General features: G+C 71.2%; 18 protein-coding genes. 10 read left to right on the top strand and 8 right to left on the bottom strand.

Features of this window, described 5'->3' with window-relative positions; genetic code table 11:
• The first annotated feature begins 81 nt into the window (after nucleotides 1-81).
• The 5 genes from LCN96_RS28515 to LCN96_RS28535 all read left to right on the top strand — a co-directional run bounded on the left by LCN96_RS28515 (nucleotide 82) and on the right by LCN96_RS28535 (nucleotide 5,237).
• Nucleotides 82-1,650 carry an alpha/beta fold hydrolase gene (locus tag LCN96_RS28515; RefSeq protein ID WP_225265494.1) on the top strand — a complete coding sequence of 523 codons (1,569 nt, stop codon included), beginning with the start codon at nucleotides 82-84 and terminating at the stop codon, nucleotides 1,648-1,650.
• A 92-nt stretch (nucleotides 1,651-1,742) separates the two neighbouring features.
• Complete coding sequence (locus tag LCN96_RS28520; protein ID WP_225265495.1) at nucleotides 1,743-2,312, top strand: hypothetical protein; 570 nt, start codon at nucleotides 1,743-1,745, stop codon at nucleotides 2,310-2,312.
• Nucleotides 2,309-3,385, top strand: a complete 1,077-nt coding sequence (locus LCN96_RS28525; RefSeq protein ID WP_225265496.1) for an efflux RND transporter periplasmic adaptor subunit — start codon at nucleotides 2,309-2,311, stop codon at nucleotides 3,383-3,385. The genes LCN96_RS28520 and LCN96_RS28525 overlap by 4 nt, the downstream gene beginning before the upstream one ends.
• Complete coding sequence (locus tag LCN96_RS28530; protein ID WP_225265497.1) at nucleotides 3,382-4,065, top strand: ABC transporter ATP-binding protein; 684 nt, start codon at nucleotides 3,382-3,384, stop codon at nucleotides 4,063-4,065. The genes LCN96_RS28525 and LCN96_RS28530 overlap by 4 nt, the downstream gene beginning before the upstream one ends.
• Nucleotides 4,062-5,237, top strand: coding sequence for an ABC transporter permease (locus LCN96_RS28535; protein WP_318528315.1), 1,176 nt, complete (start codon nucleotides 4,062-4,064; stop codon nucleotides 5,235-5,237). The genes LCN96_RS28530 and LCN96_RS28535 overlap by 4 nt, the downstream gene beginning before the upstream one ends.
• A 372-nt stretch (nucleotides 5,238-5,609) precedes the next feature.
• Here LCN96_RS28535 and LCN96_RS57470 read toward each other — a convergent pair whose 3' ends face one another.
• Nucleotides 5,610-5,789, bottom strand: a complete 180-nt coding sequence (locus LCN96_RS57470; RefSeq protein ID WP_225276079.1) for a tyrosine-type recombinase/integrase — start codon at nucleotides 5,787-5,789, stop codon at nucleotides 5,610-5,612.
• On the opposite strand from LCN96_RS57470, the gene LCN96_RS28545 reads away from it, so the two are divergent.
• Entirely contained in the window at nucleotides 5,706-5,960 is a 255-nt protein-coding gene (locus tag LCN96_RS28545) for a hypothetical protein (RefSeq protein WP_225265498.1), read from the top strand. The genes LCN96_RS57470 and LCN96_RS28545 overlap by 84 nt on opposite strands.
• Before the next feature lie 698 nt (nucleotides 5,961-6,658).
• Here LCN96_RS28545 and LCN96_RS28550 read toward each other — a convergent pair.
• Both LCN96_RS28550 and LCN96_RS57475 read right to left on the bottom strand, forming a co-directional pair.
• On the bottom strand, nucleotides 6,659-6,943 hold the full coding sequence (locus LCN96_RS28550) for a hypothetical protein (protein ID WP_225265499.1): 285 nt from the start codon (nucleotides 6,941-6,943) through the stop codon (nucleotides 6,659-6,661).
• Nucleotides 6,921-7,286 carry a substrate-binding domain-containing protein gene (locus tag LCN96_RS57475; RefSeq protein WP_397351730.1) on the bottom strand — a complete coding sequence of 122 codons (366 nt, stop codon included), beginning with the start codon at nucleotides 7,284-7,286 and terminating at the stop codon, nucleotides 6,921-6,923. The genes LCN96_RS28550 and LCN96_RS57475 overlap by 23 nt, the downstream gene beginning before the upstream one ends.
• On the opposite strand from LCN96_RS57475, the gene LCN96_RS57480 reads away from it, so the two are divergent.
• Complete coding sequence (locus LCN96_RS57480; protein WP_397351731.1) at nucleotides 7,272-7,763, top strand: hypothetical protein; 492 nt, start codon at nucleotides 7,272-7,274, stop codon at nucleotides 7,761-7,763. The two genes, LCN96_RS57475 and LCN96_RS57480, sit on opposite strands and share 15 nt — an antisense overlap.
• A 204-nt stretch (nucleotides 7,764-7,967) precedes the next feature.
• Here the strand turns inward: LCN96_RS57480 and LCN96_RS28560 are convergent, their stop codons facing one another.
• Entirely contained in the window at nucleotides 7,968-8,939 is a 972-nt protein-coding gene (locus tag LCN96_RS28560) for a CU044_5270 family protein (protein WP_225265501.1), read from the bottom strand.
• Nucleotides 8,936-9,526 (bottom strand): RNA polymerase sigma factor, encoded by a 591-nt coding sequence (locus LCN96_RS28565; RefSeq protein ID WP_225265502.1) that lies wholly within the window; start codon nucleotides 9,524-9,526, stop codon nucleotides 8,936-8,938. Before LCN96_RS28565 ends, LCN96_RS28560 begins: the two co-directional genes overlap by 4 nt.
• Nucleotides 9,527-9,972: 446 nt before the next feature.
• Between LCN96_RS28565 and LCN96_RS56715 the strand changes: the two genes are divergently transcribed.
• Together LCN96_RS56715 and LCN96_RS56720 are read left to right on the top strand one after the other, a co-directional pair.
• The gene (locus LCN96_RS56715; RefSeq protein WP_263657330.1) at nucleotides 9,973-10,410 is read left to right on the top strand and encodes a S8 family peptidase; all 438 of its coding nucleotides are present in this window, start codon (nucleotides 9,973-9,975) and stop codon (nucleotides 10,408-10,410) included.
• Nucleotides 10,407-10,808, top strand: a complete 402-nt coding sequence (locus tag LCN96_RS56720; RefSeq protein ID WP_263657331.1) for a S8 family serine peptidase — start codon at nucleotides 10,407-10,409, stop codon at nucleotides 10,806-10,808. The genes LCN96_RS56715 and LCN96_RS56720 overlap by 4 nt, the downstream gene beginning before the upstream one ends.
• On the opposite strand, the gene LCN96_RS28575 is transcribed toward LCN96_RS56720, so the two are convergent.
• From LCN96_RS28575 to LCN96_RS28585, 3 genes are all read right to left on the bottom strand, one after another.
• Complete coding sequence (locus tag LCN96_RS28575) at nucleotides 10,805-11,401, bottom strand: hypothetical protein (protein ID WP_225265503.1); 597 nt, start codon at nucleotides 11,399-11,401, stop codon at nucleotides 10,805-10,807. The two genes, LCN96_RS56720 and LCN96_RS28575, sit on opposite strands and share 4 nt — an antisense overlap.
• A gap of 201 nt (nucleotides 11,402-11,602) precedes the next feature.
• Entirely contained in the window at nucleotides 11,603-12,118 is a 516-nt protein-coding gene (locus LCN96_RS28580) for a hypothetical protein (RefSeq protein ID WP_225265504.1), read from the bottom strand.
• Between the two features lie 156 nt (nucleotides 12,119-12,274).
• Entirely contained in the window at nucleotides 12,275-15,133 is a 2,859-nt protein-coding gene (locus LCN96_RS28585; RefSeq protein ID WP_225265505.1) for a helix-turn-helix transcriptional regulator, read from the bottom strand.
• A gap of 195 nt (nucleotides 15,134-15,328) precedes the next feature.
• Between LCN96_RS28585 and LCN96_RS28590 the strand changes: the two genes are divergently transcribed.
• Entirely contained in the window at nucleotides 15,329-16,375 is a 1,047-nt protein-coding gene (locus LCN96_RS28590) for an MBL fold metallo-hydrolase (RefSeq protein ID WP_225265506.1), read from the top strand.
• Nucleotides 16,376-16,401 lie beyond the last annotated feature (26 nt).

A 16,401-nucleotide genomic window follows, 5' to 3' on the forward strand; every position in this document is an offset into this window, starting at 1 on the left:
CCGGCTACATCCGCGGACAGATGCGCGCGTATGGCTGCGGGCGGACGCGGGTGCACGACCGCGGCCAGCAAGGTGGGCCGCATGACTGAACGTGGATCTCTGACCGGCCGCGCGGTCGCCGCCGCGACCGCCGGCGCCGTCACCTTGACTGCGCTGATCGCAGGCTCGCCCGGCGCGACGGCCGCGAGTGGACAGGACCTGGCCTCGGTGAGATGGCGGTCCTGTCCCGCCTATTCCGACGACGTGATTCGTACCCTCGCCGTCACCGACGGGCAACGGCGGAAGTTCCGTGCGCTGCTGGGCCGGATGGAGTGCGGAACCGTCAGCGTTCCGCTGGACTACCGCAAACCACGCGGACGGCAGATCACCATCGCGATCACCCGGGTCAAGGCCGTCGACCGCAAGCGCCGGCTGGGCAGTCTGGCGCTCAACCCGGGCGGGCCAGGCGCCTCCGGATATCTGTTCCCCTTGCAGATCGCCTCGATGGACCAGGCGAACGCCCGCCTCAACGAGCGTTACGACCTGATCGGCTTCGACCCGCGAGGGGTCGGCTACAGCACCAAGGCGGACTGCCCGGCTCCGCAGGGCCAGGGCGTGCCGCCCGAGCCTGGACCGCTGCCGAAGGAGACGGCCAAGCTCATCCACGACAGCGGAGTCGCGGCGAACAAGGCGTGCGGGGACTTCGATCCCGCCTTCCTCGGCCAGCTCACCACCCTGAACTCGGCCCGCGACCTGGACCGGGTGCGGATCGCGCTGGGCGAGCGCAAGCTCAGCTACCTGGGCATCTCCTGGGGCACCTGGCTCGGCGCGGTCTACCGCAGCACGTTCCCCGGCAGCGTCGGACGCATGTTCCTGGACAGCGTGGCGCCGGTGAACTTCCGGCTGGACGACTTCGAGGACGGCCACGCCGCGGGCACCGAGCGCCACTTCGCGCGGATGGCGGCCTGGATCGCCAAGCGCGACGGCACCTACGGCCTCGGCAGCACCGTCAAGCAGGTGCGGGCCACGGTACTGGCGCTCGGCCGCGCCTACGATGAGACCCCGAGGCACTACAGCGACTGGGAGATGGTCGCCGATGGCGCCACGGTCGCCATACTCGCCATCCAGAGCGCACCCGACTGGCCGCAGGTCGCCCAGGCGTTCAAGGAGATGCGGGAGGAGAGCGACACCGCGCCTCCCGCCCTGAAGAAGCTCCTCGGGCAGGGCGCTCTGCAGCGCCCACCGGCCGGAGCCCCGGAGCGGTTCAACGCGACCGCCGGCCAGGCCGTCTTCTGCAACGAGGACCCCAGCCGGCTCGGTTTCTCCGACGCCTGGGCCACCTACGAGCGACGGCTCAAGCGTAATCCGATCACCGGGCGGGCCAGCCGCTTCTCCGCCCAGTGCGCGGGCTGGCCGCTGCCGGTGCAGAAGATCAAGGTGCGCCGCGGCGGCGGGTCGCTGGTGCTGGCCGGACACCGCTACGAAGCGGTCTCCCTGTACGAGTGGACCAAGCAGATGCACGCCGCCATCGGCGGGACCATCTACACCGTCGCCGATGACGTGCACGGGTCCGTCATGCGCGTGCCGGACTGCGCTGCCGAAGCCGTGTCGTACTTCAACACCGGCCGCATCGACCGCGGCTGCGACGGCACCGCCGTGCCCGCGAAATAGCCGGCGCAGCCCTCGCTCTGTCGCCGGGGCGGCCACGGCATGTGCCGTCCTGGAGCGGGGCCCATATCCACCTGCACACGATGGAGAACGACATGGCAAGCACCCCCAGCCTGAAGCGCACGCACAGAAGCGCCGCACTGGCCACGATCGCGCTGGCCGCCGTCGCGCTGACCGGCGCGGCCTGCGGAAACAGCCAGGAACCTGCCAGAACCGTGGCATCCATGGCCCCGCAGGCCGGGACGGCGTCCGCCGCCCCGCAGGGCGGTTCCAAGGCCGATCCGGTGGCCTTCGCCCGATGTGTCCGCGAGAACGGCGTGCCGGACTTCAAGGACCCGGAGCCCGGCGTCGGCATGGGAGACGGGATCGACCTCAACTCCCCGGTGTTCAAGCAGGCCGCCGAAGCGTGCAAGGAGTTCATGCCCGCCCCGCCCCCGCAGAACGACCCCGGCGCGACATGGTCCACGGCGGACAAGCTCAAGTACGCCGCCTGCATGCGCGACAACGGCGTGCCGTCGTTCCCCGACCCTGACGCGAACGGCGGCTTCAAACTCGACGACGACCCGAACACGCCGCAGTTCAAGAAGGCCGAACAAGCCTGCGAGCACTACCAGCCGCAGAGCATCAGGAACCTGACCCCCGGCAAGACCGGCGGCGGCAATTGAGCGCGCTGCGCTGGGCTACCGCGCTGGTGGTGGCCGGCGCGGTGGTCGCCGGGGGAGTCTGGATGCTGCGCGACGGTCCGTCCGCCGCGCCCGCCGCGAGCAGCACCGCCCGGAGCACCGCCAGGACCGGGCTGGCACAGGTGACCAAGGGCACGCTGTCGGCCCGTACCTTGCAGAACGGCACGCTCGGGTACGCGGGCGACTACCCGATCGTCAATCAGGCCGCCGGTACGGTGACCGAACTGCCCGCGGTCGGTCAGGTGGTCAAGGCGGGCAAGGTGCTCTACCGGGTGGACGGCAAGTCCGTGGTGCTCCTGCATGGCGCGGTTCCCGTCTACCGTTCGCTGTCGTGGGGGGCCGAGGGTGCCGACGTTCAGCAGCTCAACGCCGCGCTGGTGAGGCTCGGCCACGCCACCGAGGACGAACTCGACCCCGGATCCGACTACTTCGGCAGGGCCACCTACAACGCGCTCAGGGATCTGCAGGACAAGGCCGGGCTGGAAGAGTCGGGCAGCCTCGCGCTCGGCCAGGCGGTGTTCGTCCCAGCCAAGGCGATCCGGGTGCTGAAGGTGAACGCGGTCAGCGGCGCGCGGACGGCGGCCGGGACCGTGGTACTGCAGGTGTCATCCACCGCCCGGCAGGTCACCGTCGAGCTGAACGCCGGCCAGCAGAGCCAGGTCGCCGCCGGCGACAAGGTGGTCATCACGCTGCCGAACGGCACGACGGTGCCGGGCGTGGTCGCCGAGGTCGGCAAGGTCGCCACCACCTCCGACACCGGGGCCACCATCGAGGTGAAGATCCGGCCGACCAGCCCGAAGCGGACCGGCAGCCTGGACAAGGCGCCGGTCCAGGTCGCGATCGTCACCGGCACCGCCGAAAATGTGCTGTCGGTGCCGGTGAACGCGCTGCTCGCCCTGGCCGGCGGCGGTTATGCGGTCGAGGTCGTGGACGACGGTGGCGGGCATCGGCTGGTCGCTGTGACGACCGGGCTGTTCGACGACAGCGAGGGCAGGGTCGAGGTCACCGGCGACGGCGTGGCCGAAGGCCAGCGCATCGTGGTGCCGGCGTCATGACGAACGTCCTGGAGCTGGACCGGGTGACCAAGGTCTACCCTGGCGCGCGTCCGGTGGTGGCGCTGCGAGAGGCCACCTTCAGCGTCGAGGCCGGCGAACTGGTCGCCATCGTGGGGCCGTCCGGGTCGGGCAAATCGACGCTGTTGCAGGTCATGGGCACCCTGGACCGGCCCACCTCGGGCACGGTGCGCGTCGTCGGCGACGACGTCGCGAGCATGCCCGACCGGGCCCTGGCCCGGCTGCGGGCGACGCGGATCGGGTTCGTCTTCCAGCAGTTCTTTCTCGCCCAGCACGCCACCGCTGTGGAGAACGTGGCCGACGGCCTGCTCTACACCGGCGTCCGGCATCGCGCCCGGCTGCGGGCGGCGTCCGAGACCTTGGAACGGGTCGGACTGGGGCACCGCCTGAACCACCGCCCCCCGCAGCTGTCGGGCGGCGAACGGCAGCGGGTCGCCATCGCCCGCGCGCTGGCCGGCAACCCGGCGATCGTGCTGGCCGACGAGCCCACCGGCAACCTCGACAGCCTCTCCGGAGCCGCCATCTTCAAACTGCTCAAGGAGCTCAACGCCGAAGGCGCCACCATCATCATGATCACACACGACCGGGAACTGGCCGCGAAGCTGCCCCGCCGCATCGAGGTGCTGGACGGGCACCTCATCTCCGATCGGCGCAACCCATGATGCATCCGGCCGACCTGGCACGGGTGGCCGGCCTCGGCCTGCGCACCCGCCGGACGCGAGCGGCCCTGTCCGCGCTCGGCATCGCCATCGGCGTCGCCGCGATGGTAGCCGTGCTGGGCTTGTCGGCCTCCTCCCAGGCCGGGCTGCTGGCCGAGATCGACAAGCTGGGCACCAACCTGCTCACCGTCACCCCCGGCCAGACCCTCGGCGGCGACAACGCGAAGCTGCCCGGCGACGCGCCGAAGATGATCGCCAGAATCGGCCCGGTCGAGAAGGTCGAACACACCGGCAGGACCAAGGCCAACGCCTTCCGCAACCCCTACATCCCCGCGTTCAACACCAACTCCCTCACCGTCAACGCGGCCAGCCTGGATCTGCCCGCCGCGGTACGCACCAGCCTGGCCCAAGGCGTCTACCTCAACGCCGCCACCGCCCGGCAACCGGTCGCCGTCCTCGGCGCCGACGCCGCCCGGCGCCTCGGCATCGCGAAGATCCACCAAGGGACGCGCATCTGGGTCGGCGGCCAGTGGTTCTACCTCGCCGGAATCCTCAACCCGGCGACGCTGACACCGGAGATCGACTCCGCGGTACTGGTCGGCTATCCGGCCGCCGAAAAATACCTGCGCTTCGACGGCCATCCGACCACGATCTACGTGCGGGCGTCCACCGACCACGTGCCCAGTGTGCGGAAGGTACTGGCCGCCACCACCAACCCGCGCAATCCCGGCGAGGTCAACGTCAGCCAGCCCTCCGCCGCCCTGGTGGCCCGCGCGGCCGCCCAATCCGCGCTCAACGGCCTGTTCCTGGGCCTGGGCGCGGTCGCACTGCTCGTCGGCGGCATCGGCGTCGCCAACACCATGGTGATCTCGGTCCTGGAACGCCGCTCCGAGATCGGCCTGCGCCGCTCCCTCGGAGCGACCAGAGCAGACATTCGCCTGCAGTTCCTGTCGGAGGCGATCCTGCTGGGCGCGCTCGGCGGCCTCGCCGGCGTGGCCCTCGGTGCCCTGGCCACCACCATCTACACCCACATCAACAACTGGGCCACCGTGATACCCCCGCTGGCCTGGGCCGGCGGGCTGGGCGCGGCCGTCGCCATCGGCGCCACCGCCGGGCTGCTGCCCGCCATCCGCGCGGCCCGCATGCAACCCACCGAGGCACTGCGAACCGTCTGACATGCCCGGCGCGACGGGGCAAACCCGCCGCGCCGGGCTTCAGGATGCCGGGCGGTCCGTTGATTGGATACTCCCGACACTCGGCCGCCCGCCACGCCCGCCACGCCCGCCACGCCCGCCTCCGCGCGAGCGCACCCCTGTGACCACCGCAGCACATGGGCACGAGAGGTGCCCCGTGTCCGCGTCGGCCACTCCCGTGAGATCAGAGGTAGGTACGTGACGAGGCGTCGCAGGCAGTTCTCGCCGGAGTTCAAGGAAGAGAGTCGGTGCAATCAGCCCAAAAGTAGCGCTCAGTAACCATGCTCACGGGCTGTGTTCACGGAGTTCGCTAGCTCATGGCCATGTCGGCCTGCCTCACGGGCACCTGATGGATCAGTGAGTACGGCGACGGGGTGCCAGGACCTCGGTGACCTTGGCGATCGCCTCGGCGCCGGGTTTGACGTAGCGCATGGCGGTGCGGGGGTTCGTGTGCCGGGTCTTGCCCATGACGAGCTGCAGCGGGACTTCGGCCTCGCCGAGGTGGGCGGCGGCACTGTGACGCAGCTGGTGCAGGTCGAGCCCGGCGTATTTCTCCAGCAGGACGCGGGCGCGGTCGTAGCCAGGCGGGCGTGGCCGGTGTGCGGGCAGATGTCGGCGGCGGCCGGGCGGCGGGCGGGGACGGGGCGGCGTTCGGACACGAACAACGGCCGTGGGTGCGCGTGCTGCCGTCCGGGAGGCGGATGAGTCTGGGCAGGAGGTGGGCGGTGCCGCTGTCCCAGTAGACCCACTCGGTCGAGCCGCCTTTGGAGCGGACGGGAGCGCGCCGGTGCTCTAGGTCGAGGTCTTCGACGTTCGGTGCCAGAATCTCCGCTGCCCGGGCCGCCGTCTCGTACAGCATCCGGCACAGCCTCGCGGAGCGGGATGTCGCGGCGGGACAGCAGCCGGTGGATGGTGGTCTTGGCGACCGCGCGGGTCTCGTCGGGGCTCTCCTTGCGGCGTTCGGCGTCGGCCGGGACCGATGGGGCGGCCCAGTGCTTCCTGGTGTGGCACCAGGTGAGCCAGGAGGTGATGGCGGCACGGTTGCGGTTCCAGGTCGCAGGCGCGCTCGCGCCCCACAGCTCGGTGAGCGCGGTGCCGATCTCGGCGTCGGTGACGCCGGCGAGCGGACGGTCTCGGCCGAGAGGGCGGTGACGCGGTCGATGGCCGAGGCGTAGGCGCGGTGGGTGTTGGGGTTGGCGGTGGGCGGGGTGGCGAGGAAGGCGTCGGCGGCCGCGGCGAGCGTGATGTGCCCGCCGCGCAGAGCGGAGATCTTCGGCGCGGCGCTCATGCCGCCCGCCGTGCTGCGGTCGTTGCGCCGGACTGGGCGATGTACCGGATGACGTGCTGGAGTCGCGCCCCGTCCCGGCGAGGGGTTGTCCTGGTCGCGGCGCCGCTGCGATCGCTCATGTACGGGATGATGGATGATTATCACGTACACCTCTCAACCTGAGCCCCAATACTTCCTGCGGCACGAAGCAACGGGCCTCTGGACCGTTCAACACCAATGCGGTCAGGCGGGGTGTGGAGGCGATGGTGGCCAGCCCGATCTCGATGGTGAGGTGCAGGCGCAGGCGTTCGCCCACCCGGGTGGTCTCGAGGAGACGGGCCGGTGCTCTCTGCAGGGCGGTCAGGTGAAGGCTCGCGCCGTGCTGTTGGGCGAAGTCGTCATGGTCGGCAGCCGCAGCCATGCCGCACAGTGAGAGTGAGTGGGTGTTGCCGGACGACTGCGGCCACGCCGGAGGGATCGAGCGCGGCGTTCACGGCGCTGGCGCCGAGGGTGTCGAACGGGGTGGTCACGGCGGTCAGGGCCGGGTTGAGATGAGGCCCGGTCTCTGTTCCGTCGATGCTGAACAGGGCGAGGTCATCGCCGATGCGGCGGCCGGCCTCGGTGGCGGCGCGCAGCGCTCCCAGGGCGTGCTCGTCCGTCGTGGCGCAGATGGCGGTGAGCTGCGGGTCGGTGGCCAGCAGCGTCCAGGCCGCCCGATAGGCGTCGTCGCGCAGTTCGGGAACGGGCAGGTGAGTACCTACCATGACGGAACGGGCCGGCGTGCTCCGGTCAACGCCTCGGTGGCGCCGCGCGTGCGCAGGCTGACCGGCTCGGTGCCGGTGTCGCCGCCGAGCACTGCGATGTGGTGGTGGCCGTGGTGGGATCTGCCCGGCCGAGCCGCCGCCACCGCGGTGCTCGTGGTGACGCTCACCACCGCGGCCGGCGCCCTCGGCCCTCAGGCGACGGGTGTGCTGGCGCCGTTCCCCATCGCGACAAGTGTGCTGACCGCGTTCGTGCTGGCGCAGCGAGGCCCTGCCGCCGCGGTGCAGGTGCTGCGTGGAATCCCGCAAGGGCTGATCGGCTTCGCCGTGTTCTGCGTCCTGGCTGCGTTGCTGATCGAGCCCTGGGGGGTGGGTGCCGGCTTCGCCCTCGCTACCGTCGGCACCCTCACCGTTCAGCTGACGTGGCAGCGTCTGGCGGGTCGGTACGGCTTGACCGCACGCGACCGGTCCAGGTCGTAGACGGCGCTTCCGTCGTATCCGTTGTCGATCTTGCCAGGCGTAGCAGTTCATCGACGACCACCACGGCCGCCTTCGTGGTGTGCGCCATGGCCCTGGTGGCCGCGCCCATCGTTGGGCTCCCGTGGCAATCAAGTGTCGTCCGACATGACTACGCCGCGTAGCGTCGAGCGATGGGCCGCGTCATTCTGCGTCGTGGCTGTTCCCCTACGGCCGGTCCCCCGGCCTATCGACAACCCGGCTCTCCATGTTCGCGGTCCACACCGTCGGCGTGCCTGCCCTGACCGTCATCTTGCTGATTGGGAACGTGCGATCGGCGACCGTCTCGCCGTACGTGCCCAAGAACCGGTAGTCCTGCGCGCTCACAATGATCTCGGAGCGCTCCCAGGCTCCCGTGTAGCCGAACGCGACCCCGTGACGGCCTGCCGCGTCGATCGCGTCCTGCTTGACCGAAACCCCCTGGATCATGGGCAGCGCGCGGAACAACGCGGCCCGCACGTCGGCGACCAACGGCTGCTCGCCCAGCAACTGGGAGATCGTCCGGAAGATCCGCTCCTGCCTGGTCGCGTCGGCGTCGTCGAACTCTGTCACGGGGGTCGCATCGACGCTCGCCCCGATCCTGGCGATCATTTCCTCGGGGGTGACCGGCGCCCTGGCCAGGTCCGCGCCCGTGACGCCGGGGCCGTACTCCTCCGTGACGAGCTTGCCCCGCCCGTTGTCCAACGCGATCTGCTTGCCGTCCAAGCTGTGCCACGTCTCAAGAGTCATGCGCTTGTCGCGATCCACCTCGGGCTCCGGCTCCTTGCGGAGCGGAGCGATCGTCTGCTTCACGTACAGCCAGCGGCCCGGCGACGGCGTGATCTCGTACGGGTCGGTCTCGGCGCTCCTGGCCGCCTTGTCGCCGAGATCCCGAACGCTGGCGACCGGGGTGGTGGCAGGTTGTTCATCGCCACTCACCGCGAGGACGCCCGCGCCGACGGCCAGCGCGACCGACGCAGCCAGCGCCAGCCGCCAGGCCAGGCGCGGCCTGCGCCGCCTCGGCGGGGTCATCAGCGGGGGCATCGGCGACATGGGGACCGGCTCACGGATGGCCTGCAGCAACCGGGTGCGCGCCGCCTCCTTCGCCTCACCGGTGATCGCCGGGGTGGCCTCGAGGAACCGTCCGAACTCATCCATCATGCATCCTCTCTCGTGTGAAGGCCGGTGCCGAGGGTGGTCCGCGCTTGTTTGCGGGCCCGGTGCAGGCGCGAGCGCACGGTCCCGATCGGGATGTCGAGCGCCTGCGCCACCTCGTCGTAGGCCAGCTCTCCCAACGCCACCAGCAGCAGCACGTCGCGATCACCGCTGGCCAGGCCCGTCAGGGCCCCCGCTAGCCGGCGGTCTTCGGCCTGCGCGGCCACGCGCTCGATCACCGCGTCGGCCATCGACTCAGGCGGCGGCTCCACGCCGGTGCGCGCCAGCGCCCGCAGGAACCGCTCCTCGTCGCGTCGCTGCCTGGCGATGAGGTTGGTCGCGATGCCGTACAGCCACGGCCTGGCCAGGGGCTGCGCGTGATCGTAGGAGGCGCGGGAGCGGAAGGCGGTCAAGAACGTCTCCGCCACAATGTCGTCGGCGGCCTGCACGCCCAACCGCCGCGCGACATAGCGGTGGATCTGCTCGACATACCGGTCGAACACGCCGGCGAACTGCTCCGGGTCGTCGATTGACCGGCGGATGAGCTCGGCGTCGTCCGCCTCGACCATCTCCTCCGGTGGGGTTCGTGTCATGCCTGCTGTTTCCCGATGGGACGAATCGAGTTCTCGACAGCCATGCGCCCGGTGCGGGAACCCGTCCAGGACCTGCTGGCAACAACAGACCAGCCGATCTTCCCGTGCCCGAGAGGCCCACGATGACCTTACGCAACGCGCTCATGGCCGCCCTGCTGGCGGGAGCGGCCACTACCATCCCCACGCCCTCATCGGCCGCGCCCGTCGGCCCCGGCACGTCGAGCAGTGTGACATGGATCACCGGCGACCGGGTGATGGTCGCCGGCAACGGTTTCCGCGTCGTCCCCGGCCCTGGCCGCTGGCCTGGCGCTATGACGATGCCCGCAGATTTGACATCCCTCTGATCGCCCAGTCGGCGCAGACTCCCGCGGCCGCCCGCCAGGCCCGGCGGCTTGCCGGCGCCGGCATGACCACGCTGCGTGTGCCGAAGGAAGCGCGGGCCAGACGTGGAAGGACCTGACCAGGGGCCCCCGCGCCCTCGGCACCGGGAACACGAAATTCTGGCTGGACGGCCGCCGCTCTTCGACCTCGATCAGAGCGTCAAGCAGATCGGAGCGACCACGGCCTGGGAGGTCGGCCTGACCGGCAAGGGCGTCACCGTGGCCGTACTCGACTCCGGCTACGACCCCGACCATCCAGATCTGAAGGGGACAGTGGCCTACGAACGCAACTTCAGCGAGGACCCTGACCTCCGCGACACCCTCGGCCATGGCACCCACGTCGCCTCGACCGTCGCCGGAGCCGGAGAGAAATACCGGGGTGTCGCGCCCGACGCCAAGCTGGCCATCGGCAAGGTCGGCGGTGCCAACGGTATCGCCGACCCTGCCGTCCTGGCGGGCATGGAACGGGCGCCCTCGAAGTCAAGGTCGAGATCGTCAACATGAGTCTCGGCGGGCCCGGCACGCTGGAGCTCGACCCCCTGGAAGAGGCGGTGAATTCCCTGTCGGAGCGGACGGGCACGCTGTTCGTCATCTCCGCCGTCAACAGTGGCCGGCCCGGCACAATATCGAGCCCCGGCAGCGCCGACGCCGCTCTCACCGTCGGCGCGGTCGACAGGTCGGACCGGATCGCCGACTTCTCCAGCTGGGGACCGCGGCAGGGTGATCATGCGATCAAGCCGGACATCACCGCGCCGGGCGTGGACATCGTCGCCGCGGCACCCGGTGGCGGCTACCAGACGCTCAGCGGTACCTCGATGGCCGCGCCCCATGTGACGATATCCGCCGCGATCCTGGCCCAGAAGCACCCCGAAACGGTTGGACAGCACCGTCCAACCAGTTAAGGAGTGTCGTCAGGGGAGTCATCAGCCAGTGAGCGCGCCCGCCCTGCCGTCGGAGGCTGAGCCGGAAGGACGTCACGCTGGAAGATGTCCGGCGGCTCGGTCATGATCCACGCAGGAACAGGCGGCACCGCGGGGCCCTCAGGGCGCCGCTGAGCGCCGATCTCCGCGCCGGGGTCGGCGGCCTCGTCGATCTCCCACGGCTGGGGCCACTGGCCGGAGGGTGGCGGCGGACCTGCGATGCCGAGATCGCGGCGGGCGCCGGCGTAGAAGGCGTCGCGGGCGCGGCTCACCGCGCTCTCCCACTCGGCGGCCCGGTTGGTCTCGGCCTCGTCGAGCTGGGCCAGCCCCTCCTCGATGTCCATCGGGTTGCCGGTGCGGGGTAAGCCGCGGGCGGCGCCGATGCGCTGGGCGAGGTGGATCTGGATCTTCAGGAGGTGGGCGTAGCGGGCGTAGCTGTGGAAGCGCTCGCTGTCCCATCGCTCGGTTCTCGCGCGGCGCCAGCGGCCGCGTTCGGTGAGGCTGGAGGCGGCGTAGGAGCCGACCGCGCCGACGACGACGCCTAGGAGAGCGGGTAGCTGGTCGACGAAGGGCATCGTTTCTCCTGTGATCAGGCAAGTTGTCTGTTGACGCGGCCCGTGGGGACTGCCGGCCTGAACCGGGACTGGACCACGTACGCCACAACAACATCAACGCCGGACGGGCAGGCCAGGTTTCTTACCGGCGCCGTCGCGCTCGCCTTCCAGGGGCAGGACTGAGGGGCGCGAGCACCTGGTGCTCCCGCCCCTCGATACCGTTCAGCAGCCGTCGCGATTCCCCCAGCCGCCCACGACCGAGGCCTGCTCCGGCGCGAGGGTGCCGTTCGTCTTCTGACGCCCCACCCGTACCGTGATATAGCAGACGCGCAGGGACGTCGAGGGCATGCTCACCTCGAACCACTTGTCGACGCCGTTGCACTCCAGCTGCGGCGGGTGCGTCTTGATCGGCTCATAGTGGTATTCGTCCACATAGGCGGCTGCGCAGTACCCGTCGGTGGCGAAGTCCTTGAGCGGGAACCTGACGGTCACCCGCGCGCCGTAATCGGTCCAGTAGAGCTCTCCCTCCCCGATGCGCGCGACGTTCCTGAGGACGCCGTTGACGTATCCCTGGTGAATGAAATAGGGAAGGGGGTCGCGGTGCCAGGAATCGGCGCCGGTCGCCGTACGGAGGCTCTGCCCCATCGCCGGTGGTGGGGCGACGAGGACGATCGGACCAATCACCACCAGACCCAAGGCGGCGAGCGCCGTCCGCCATCGGCTTTTTCTCTGTTGCATCTGCGCCTCCTGAAGAGTTGACGCACGCGAGTCGCTTCACAGAAGAGACATGGGCCTTTCATGGCCGCGGCCGAATCACCTGATTGCCTCAAGACGAGAGTCGGGGTCGCGGCTGATCCCGGTCAAAGTCTTTTGATACAGGTCGAAGTTCACAGCTCACGCACGAGGCGCAAGGACCGCGCGCACCTCGGCCGGCGCGCGGTCACCGGGCAGGGCGCCTTCGATGACGTCGCGGAGCTGCGACCGGGCCGTGATCCCCAGCTTCGGGAACACCCGGTAGAGGTGGGAGCCGACGGTACGCGGCGAGAGGTAGAGCCGGTCCCCGATCTCCCGGTTCGTCAGGCCGCGCGCCGCGAGCTGGACGATCTGCTGTTGCTGCGGGCTGAGCTCGGTGAGGGCGCCGGGCACCACGCTGGCGGCGGCTTCGATGCCGGCGGCGCGCAGCTCCGCCTTCGCCCGCTCGATCCAGGGCCGCGCGCCGAGCCGCTGGAAGGTTTCCAGTGCCGTGGTCAGCAGGGGGCGGGCCTCGGCGATGCGCCGCTGCCTCCTGAGCCACTCGCCATGGTCGAGCAGGGTCTGTGCCCGCTCGAACGGCCACTGCTCGCCCGCGTCGTCCGCGAGCGCCGCCTGAAAGTACGGTTCCGCCTGGCCGGGTTCGGCGAGCAGGGCGCGGCCCCGGTCGAGCAGCGCGGCGATCCGCGCCGACATGCCCGTGCCGAGGCGCCGCGCCGATCGTTCCAGCAGTGCGGCGGCGTCCTCCTGCCGTCCCTTGCGCACGGCGGCCGCGGCGAGTTCGGCCAGGACGGTGTAGGAGACGTGGTAGTGAACCGGCTCGCCGTCGTCGGTGAAGGCGGCGCGGAACTGCGCGTAGGCGGTGTCGTAGTCCCCCTCGGCCACTGCCGCCAGGCCGAGGGCCCGGCGGGCGGAGGCCGCGATGGAGCGGCTCTTCAGCGGATCGACGAGGGCCAGCGCCCGCTCGGCGCCGCGTCGCGCCTCGGCCGCCCGGCCGAGCAGCGCGAGCACCGTCGCGTCGAGCACCTGCGCGCACGCCTCGGCGTGGTCCAGCCCGGCCGCCGAGGCCACCGCCGCGATCTCGGCGGCCACCTCGCGGGCCTCCGCCCACCGGCCCTGCTCCAGGTACGTCCAGCCGACGGCGCTGCCCAGGCCGTCCGGCAGCGCGCCGCGGGCCTGCCAGCGGACGTACGCCTCGTCGAAGGTCTTGGCGGCCAGGGCGGTCTGGTCCAGGATCCAGGCCACGACGGCGAGTGCGGTCAGCAGGGCGGCGTCGCCCTTGGCTCCGGCGATGAGTGCGGGCAGCGCCGGGGCGAGGCGGGCGCCCGCGCCGTGGGGGTCGGAGACGGCCTGCACCCAGGCGCGCAGGGCGTCCCTGACGGTGGGGTCCGGCAGTGCGGGGAGCAGGTTCTCGAGCTGCTGTCGCTGGGACTCCTCGCCCGAGTAGTAGCGAACCACCGCGGCCGCGGCGAGCGCGTCCATGACTCGGGGCGAACGAGTGTCCGCCGCCTCCTCCGCGACACGGGACGAGTGAGTCGCCGCCTCCTCCTCCCCGACGCCGGACGGGTGAGTCGCCGCCTCCTCCCCGACGCGGGACGAGTGGGTGGCCGCCTCGTTCGCGATGCGGGTCAGTGAGGCGAAGGCCGCCGCGTGGTTCCTGCGCAGGGCCATGAGCTGCCCCGCGGCCAGCGAGGCCCTGCTGATCAGCGCCGGGTCGTCGCTGTGCTCGCGGACCTCGGCGGCCAGCCGTTCCACCCAGCCGAGCTGACCGGTGAGGACGGCCAGGTCGGCGGCCTCGGCCAGCAGCAGCGCCCGGTCGGCGCGCCGCGGGCTCAGCTCCGCGGCGCGCTCCAGGGCGGCGGCGGCAGCGGCGTAACCGCCCCGGCGCCGCGCCCGGTCGGCCGTCTGCCGCAGGGCGTCCGACACGGACGAGTCGGGACGGGTCGTAGCGGCGGCGAGGTGCCAGGCGCGGCGGTCGGGCTCCTCGCTCAGTGCCGCGAGAGCGAGATGCGCCTGCCGGCGTTCCTCGAAGGAGGCCGCGTGGTAGACGGCCGAGCGGATGAGCGGGTGACGGAAGAAGATCCGGACGCCGTCCTGGCGTACGAGACCGGCCCGCTCCGCGGGAACCCACGCCTGGTCGCCGGCCTCGGGAAGGCCACGTGAGGCCGTCGGCGCGTCCGCCGGATCGGCGGCGGCGAGCAGCAGCAGGGAACGGCGGGTCGCCTCCGGCAGGAACCGCGCCTGCTCCGCGAAGATCCGCTCCAGCCGGTCGGTGAGCGGCAGCGGGCCCTCCACGCCGCTGCCGCCGGAGTGCCGGCCCGCGCCGGCGCGGGCGAACTCGATCAGGGCCAGCGGGTTACCGGCCGCCTCTTGCAGGATGCGCACCCGGGCCCGGCCGGTGGGTGGCGCCGGTTGCCGGTCGAGCAGCCGGTTGGCCGCCTGTCCGCTCAGCGGGGCGAGCTCGAGGCGGTCGTACCCCTTGTCGAGCCCCGGCAGCGGGGCGTCGGCGCGCACGCCCACCAGCAGCGTGACGGATTCGCCGTCCAGGCGCCGGGCCACGAAGGACAGGACGTCCAGCGACGCGCGGTCGATCCACTGCGCGTCGTCGACCACCACGAGCAGCGGCGCCAGATCCGCGACCAGCGTGAGAACGGCCGAACCGACGAGCATGCCGTCGGGGGCCTCGGCCGTTTCGTCCAGCCCGAGTACGGTCCGGAGCGCGGAGCGCTGCCGGGGCGGCAGGCCGTCCAGCTCGCCGAGCACCGGGCGGAGCAGTTGGTGCAGGCCCGCGAACCCGAGGCGCGCCTCGGACTCACTGCCGACTGCGCGCAGCACCCGTTCGCCCTGGCGCCGCGCGTGATCGATCGCGAGGTCGAGCAGCGCGCTCTTGCCGGTGCCCGGGTCGCCCGTGAGAATCAGCACCTCGGCGCGGGACCGGTCAGTGGCGAGCCGGCGCGTGATTTCCGCGGTCTCGATTTCCCGGCCCACTGTCGGCCTTTCCACTCTTTACCACCACGCAATTGTCCCGGGCAATTTGACAGGCTTTCAACGCGTGCGCCACCCGGGATATTCCGACACCCCTGACCTGGCGAAATCGAGGTGCAGTCGGGTGACTGATACCGGCCGGCGCCCGCGATCCGCACGATGGTGGGTACCCGGCCTGTCACGGTCCGGGCGTTACCTGATCGGAGTGCAGAAATGGACAGCGTGCAGCCTTCACTGAGCCGGCGCGGCTTCGCCGGAATCGCAGCGGGCATCGGCGCCGCCGGGCTGCTGGGCAGTGCGGCGGCCCGGCCCGCCGACGCCGCCGCGGCCGCCGCGGCCTCCGGGAGCCTGGCCCGCGTCGAGACGATCCGGCTGGGCAAGGTCACCGTCACCCGCGTCGTGGAGTACAGCGGACCCGTCGGCCTGACGTCACGCCAGTTCTTCCCCGGCAGTCCCGAGGAACTGTGGCGGGAGAACAAGAGCTGGCTGAGCCCCGACTTCTGGAAGCCGGGCACCGACATGGTCAACTCCGCTCTGCAGACCTGGGTGCTGCGCAGCGAGGGCAGGACGATCCTGATCGACACCGGCGCCGGGAACGACAAGTTCCGCCCGTACGCCAAGCAGTGGCAGTACATGGACACCGGTTTCCTGCGCCGGCTGTCCCGCGCGGGCGTCCGGCCGCAGGACGTGGACGTCGTCGTCAACACCCACCTGCACAACGACCACGTCGGGTGGAACACCCGGCGCGAGGGCCGCGACTGGGTGCCCACCTTCCCCAACGCCACCTACCTGATCCCGAAGGTCGAGTTCGACTTCTGGAACCCCGAGGCCCCGGTCCGGCCGAAGTACTGGCAGGGCAACCAGAACGTCTGGGAGGACAGCGTCCTCCCGGTGCGCGAGGCGGGCCTGGTGAAGCTGTGGGAGGGCTCGTACACCCTCGACTCCAGCCTGAGGCTGGACCTCGCCGCCGGGCACACGCCCGGCTCGTCCGTGATCCGGCTGGAGTCGGGCAACGACAGAGCGGTGTTCATCGGCGACCTGCTCCACACGCCGCTGCAGCTCGAACACCCCGAGTTCAACAGCTGCTTCGAGGAGGACGAGAAGCAGGCGCTCGCGACGCGGCGCCGCGAGCTGGAGTGGGCGGCCGATCACAAGGCCCTCGTCCTGCCCGCGCACCTTCCCGGCCACGGCGCGGCCGAGGTGGAGCGCAGCGGCGGCAACTTCAAGATCAAGAACTGGGCGGGTTTCAGCCGCATCTGACCGGCGCTGGAGTCCTTGCGCAGGGC

The organism is Nonomuraea gerenzanensis (assembly GCF_020215645.1).
Lineage (GTDB): Bacteria > Actinomycetota > Actinomycetes > Streptosporangiales > Streptosporangiaceae > Nonomuraea > Nonomuraea gerenzanensis.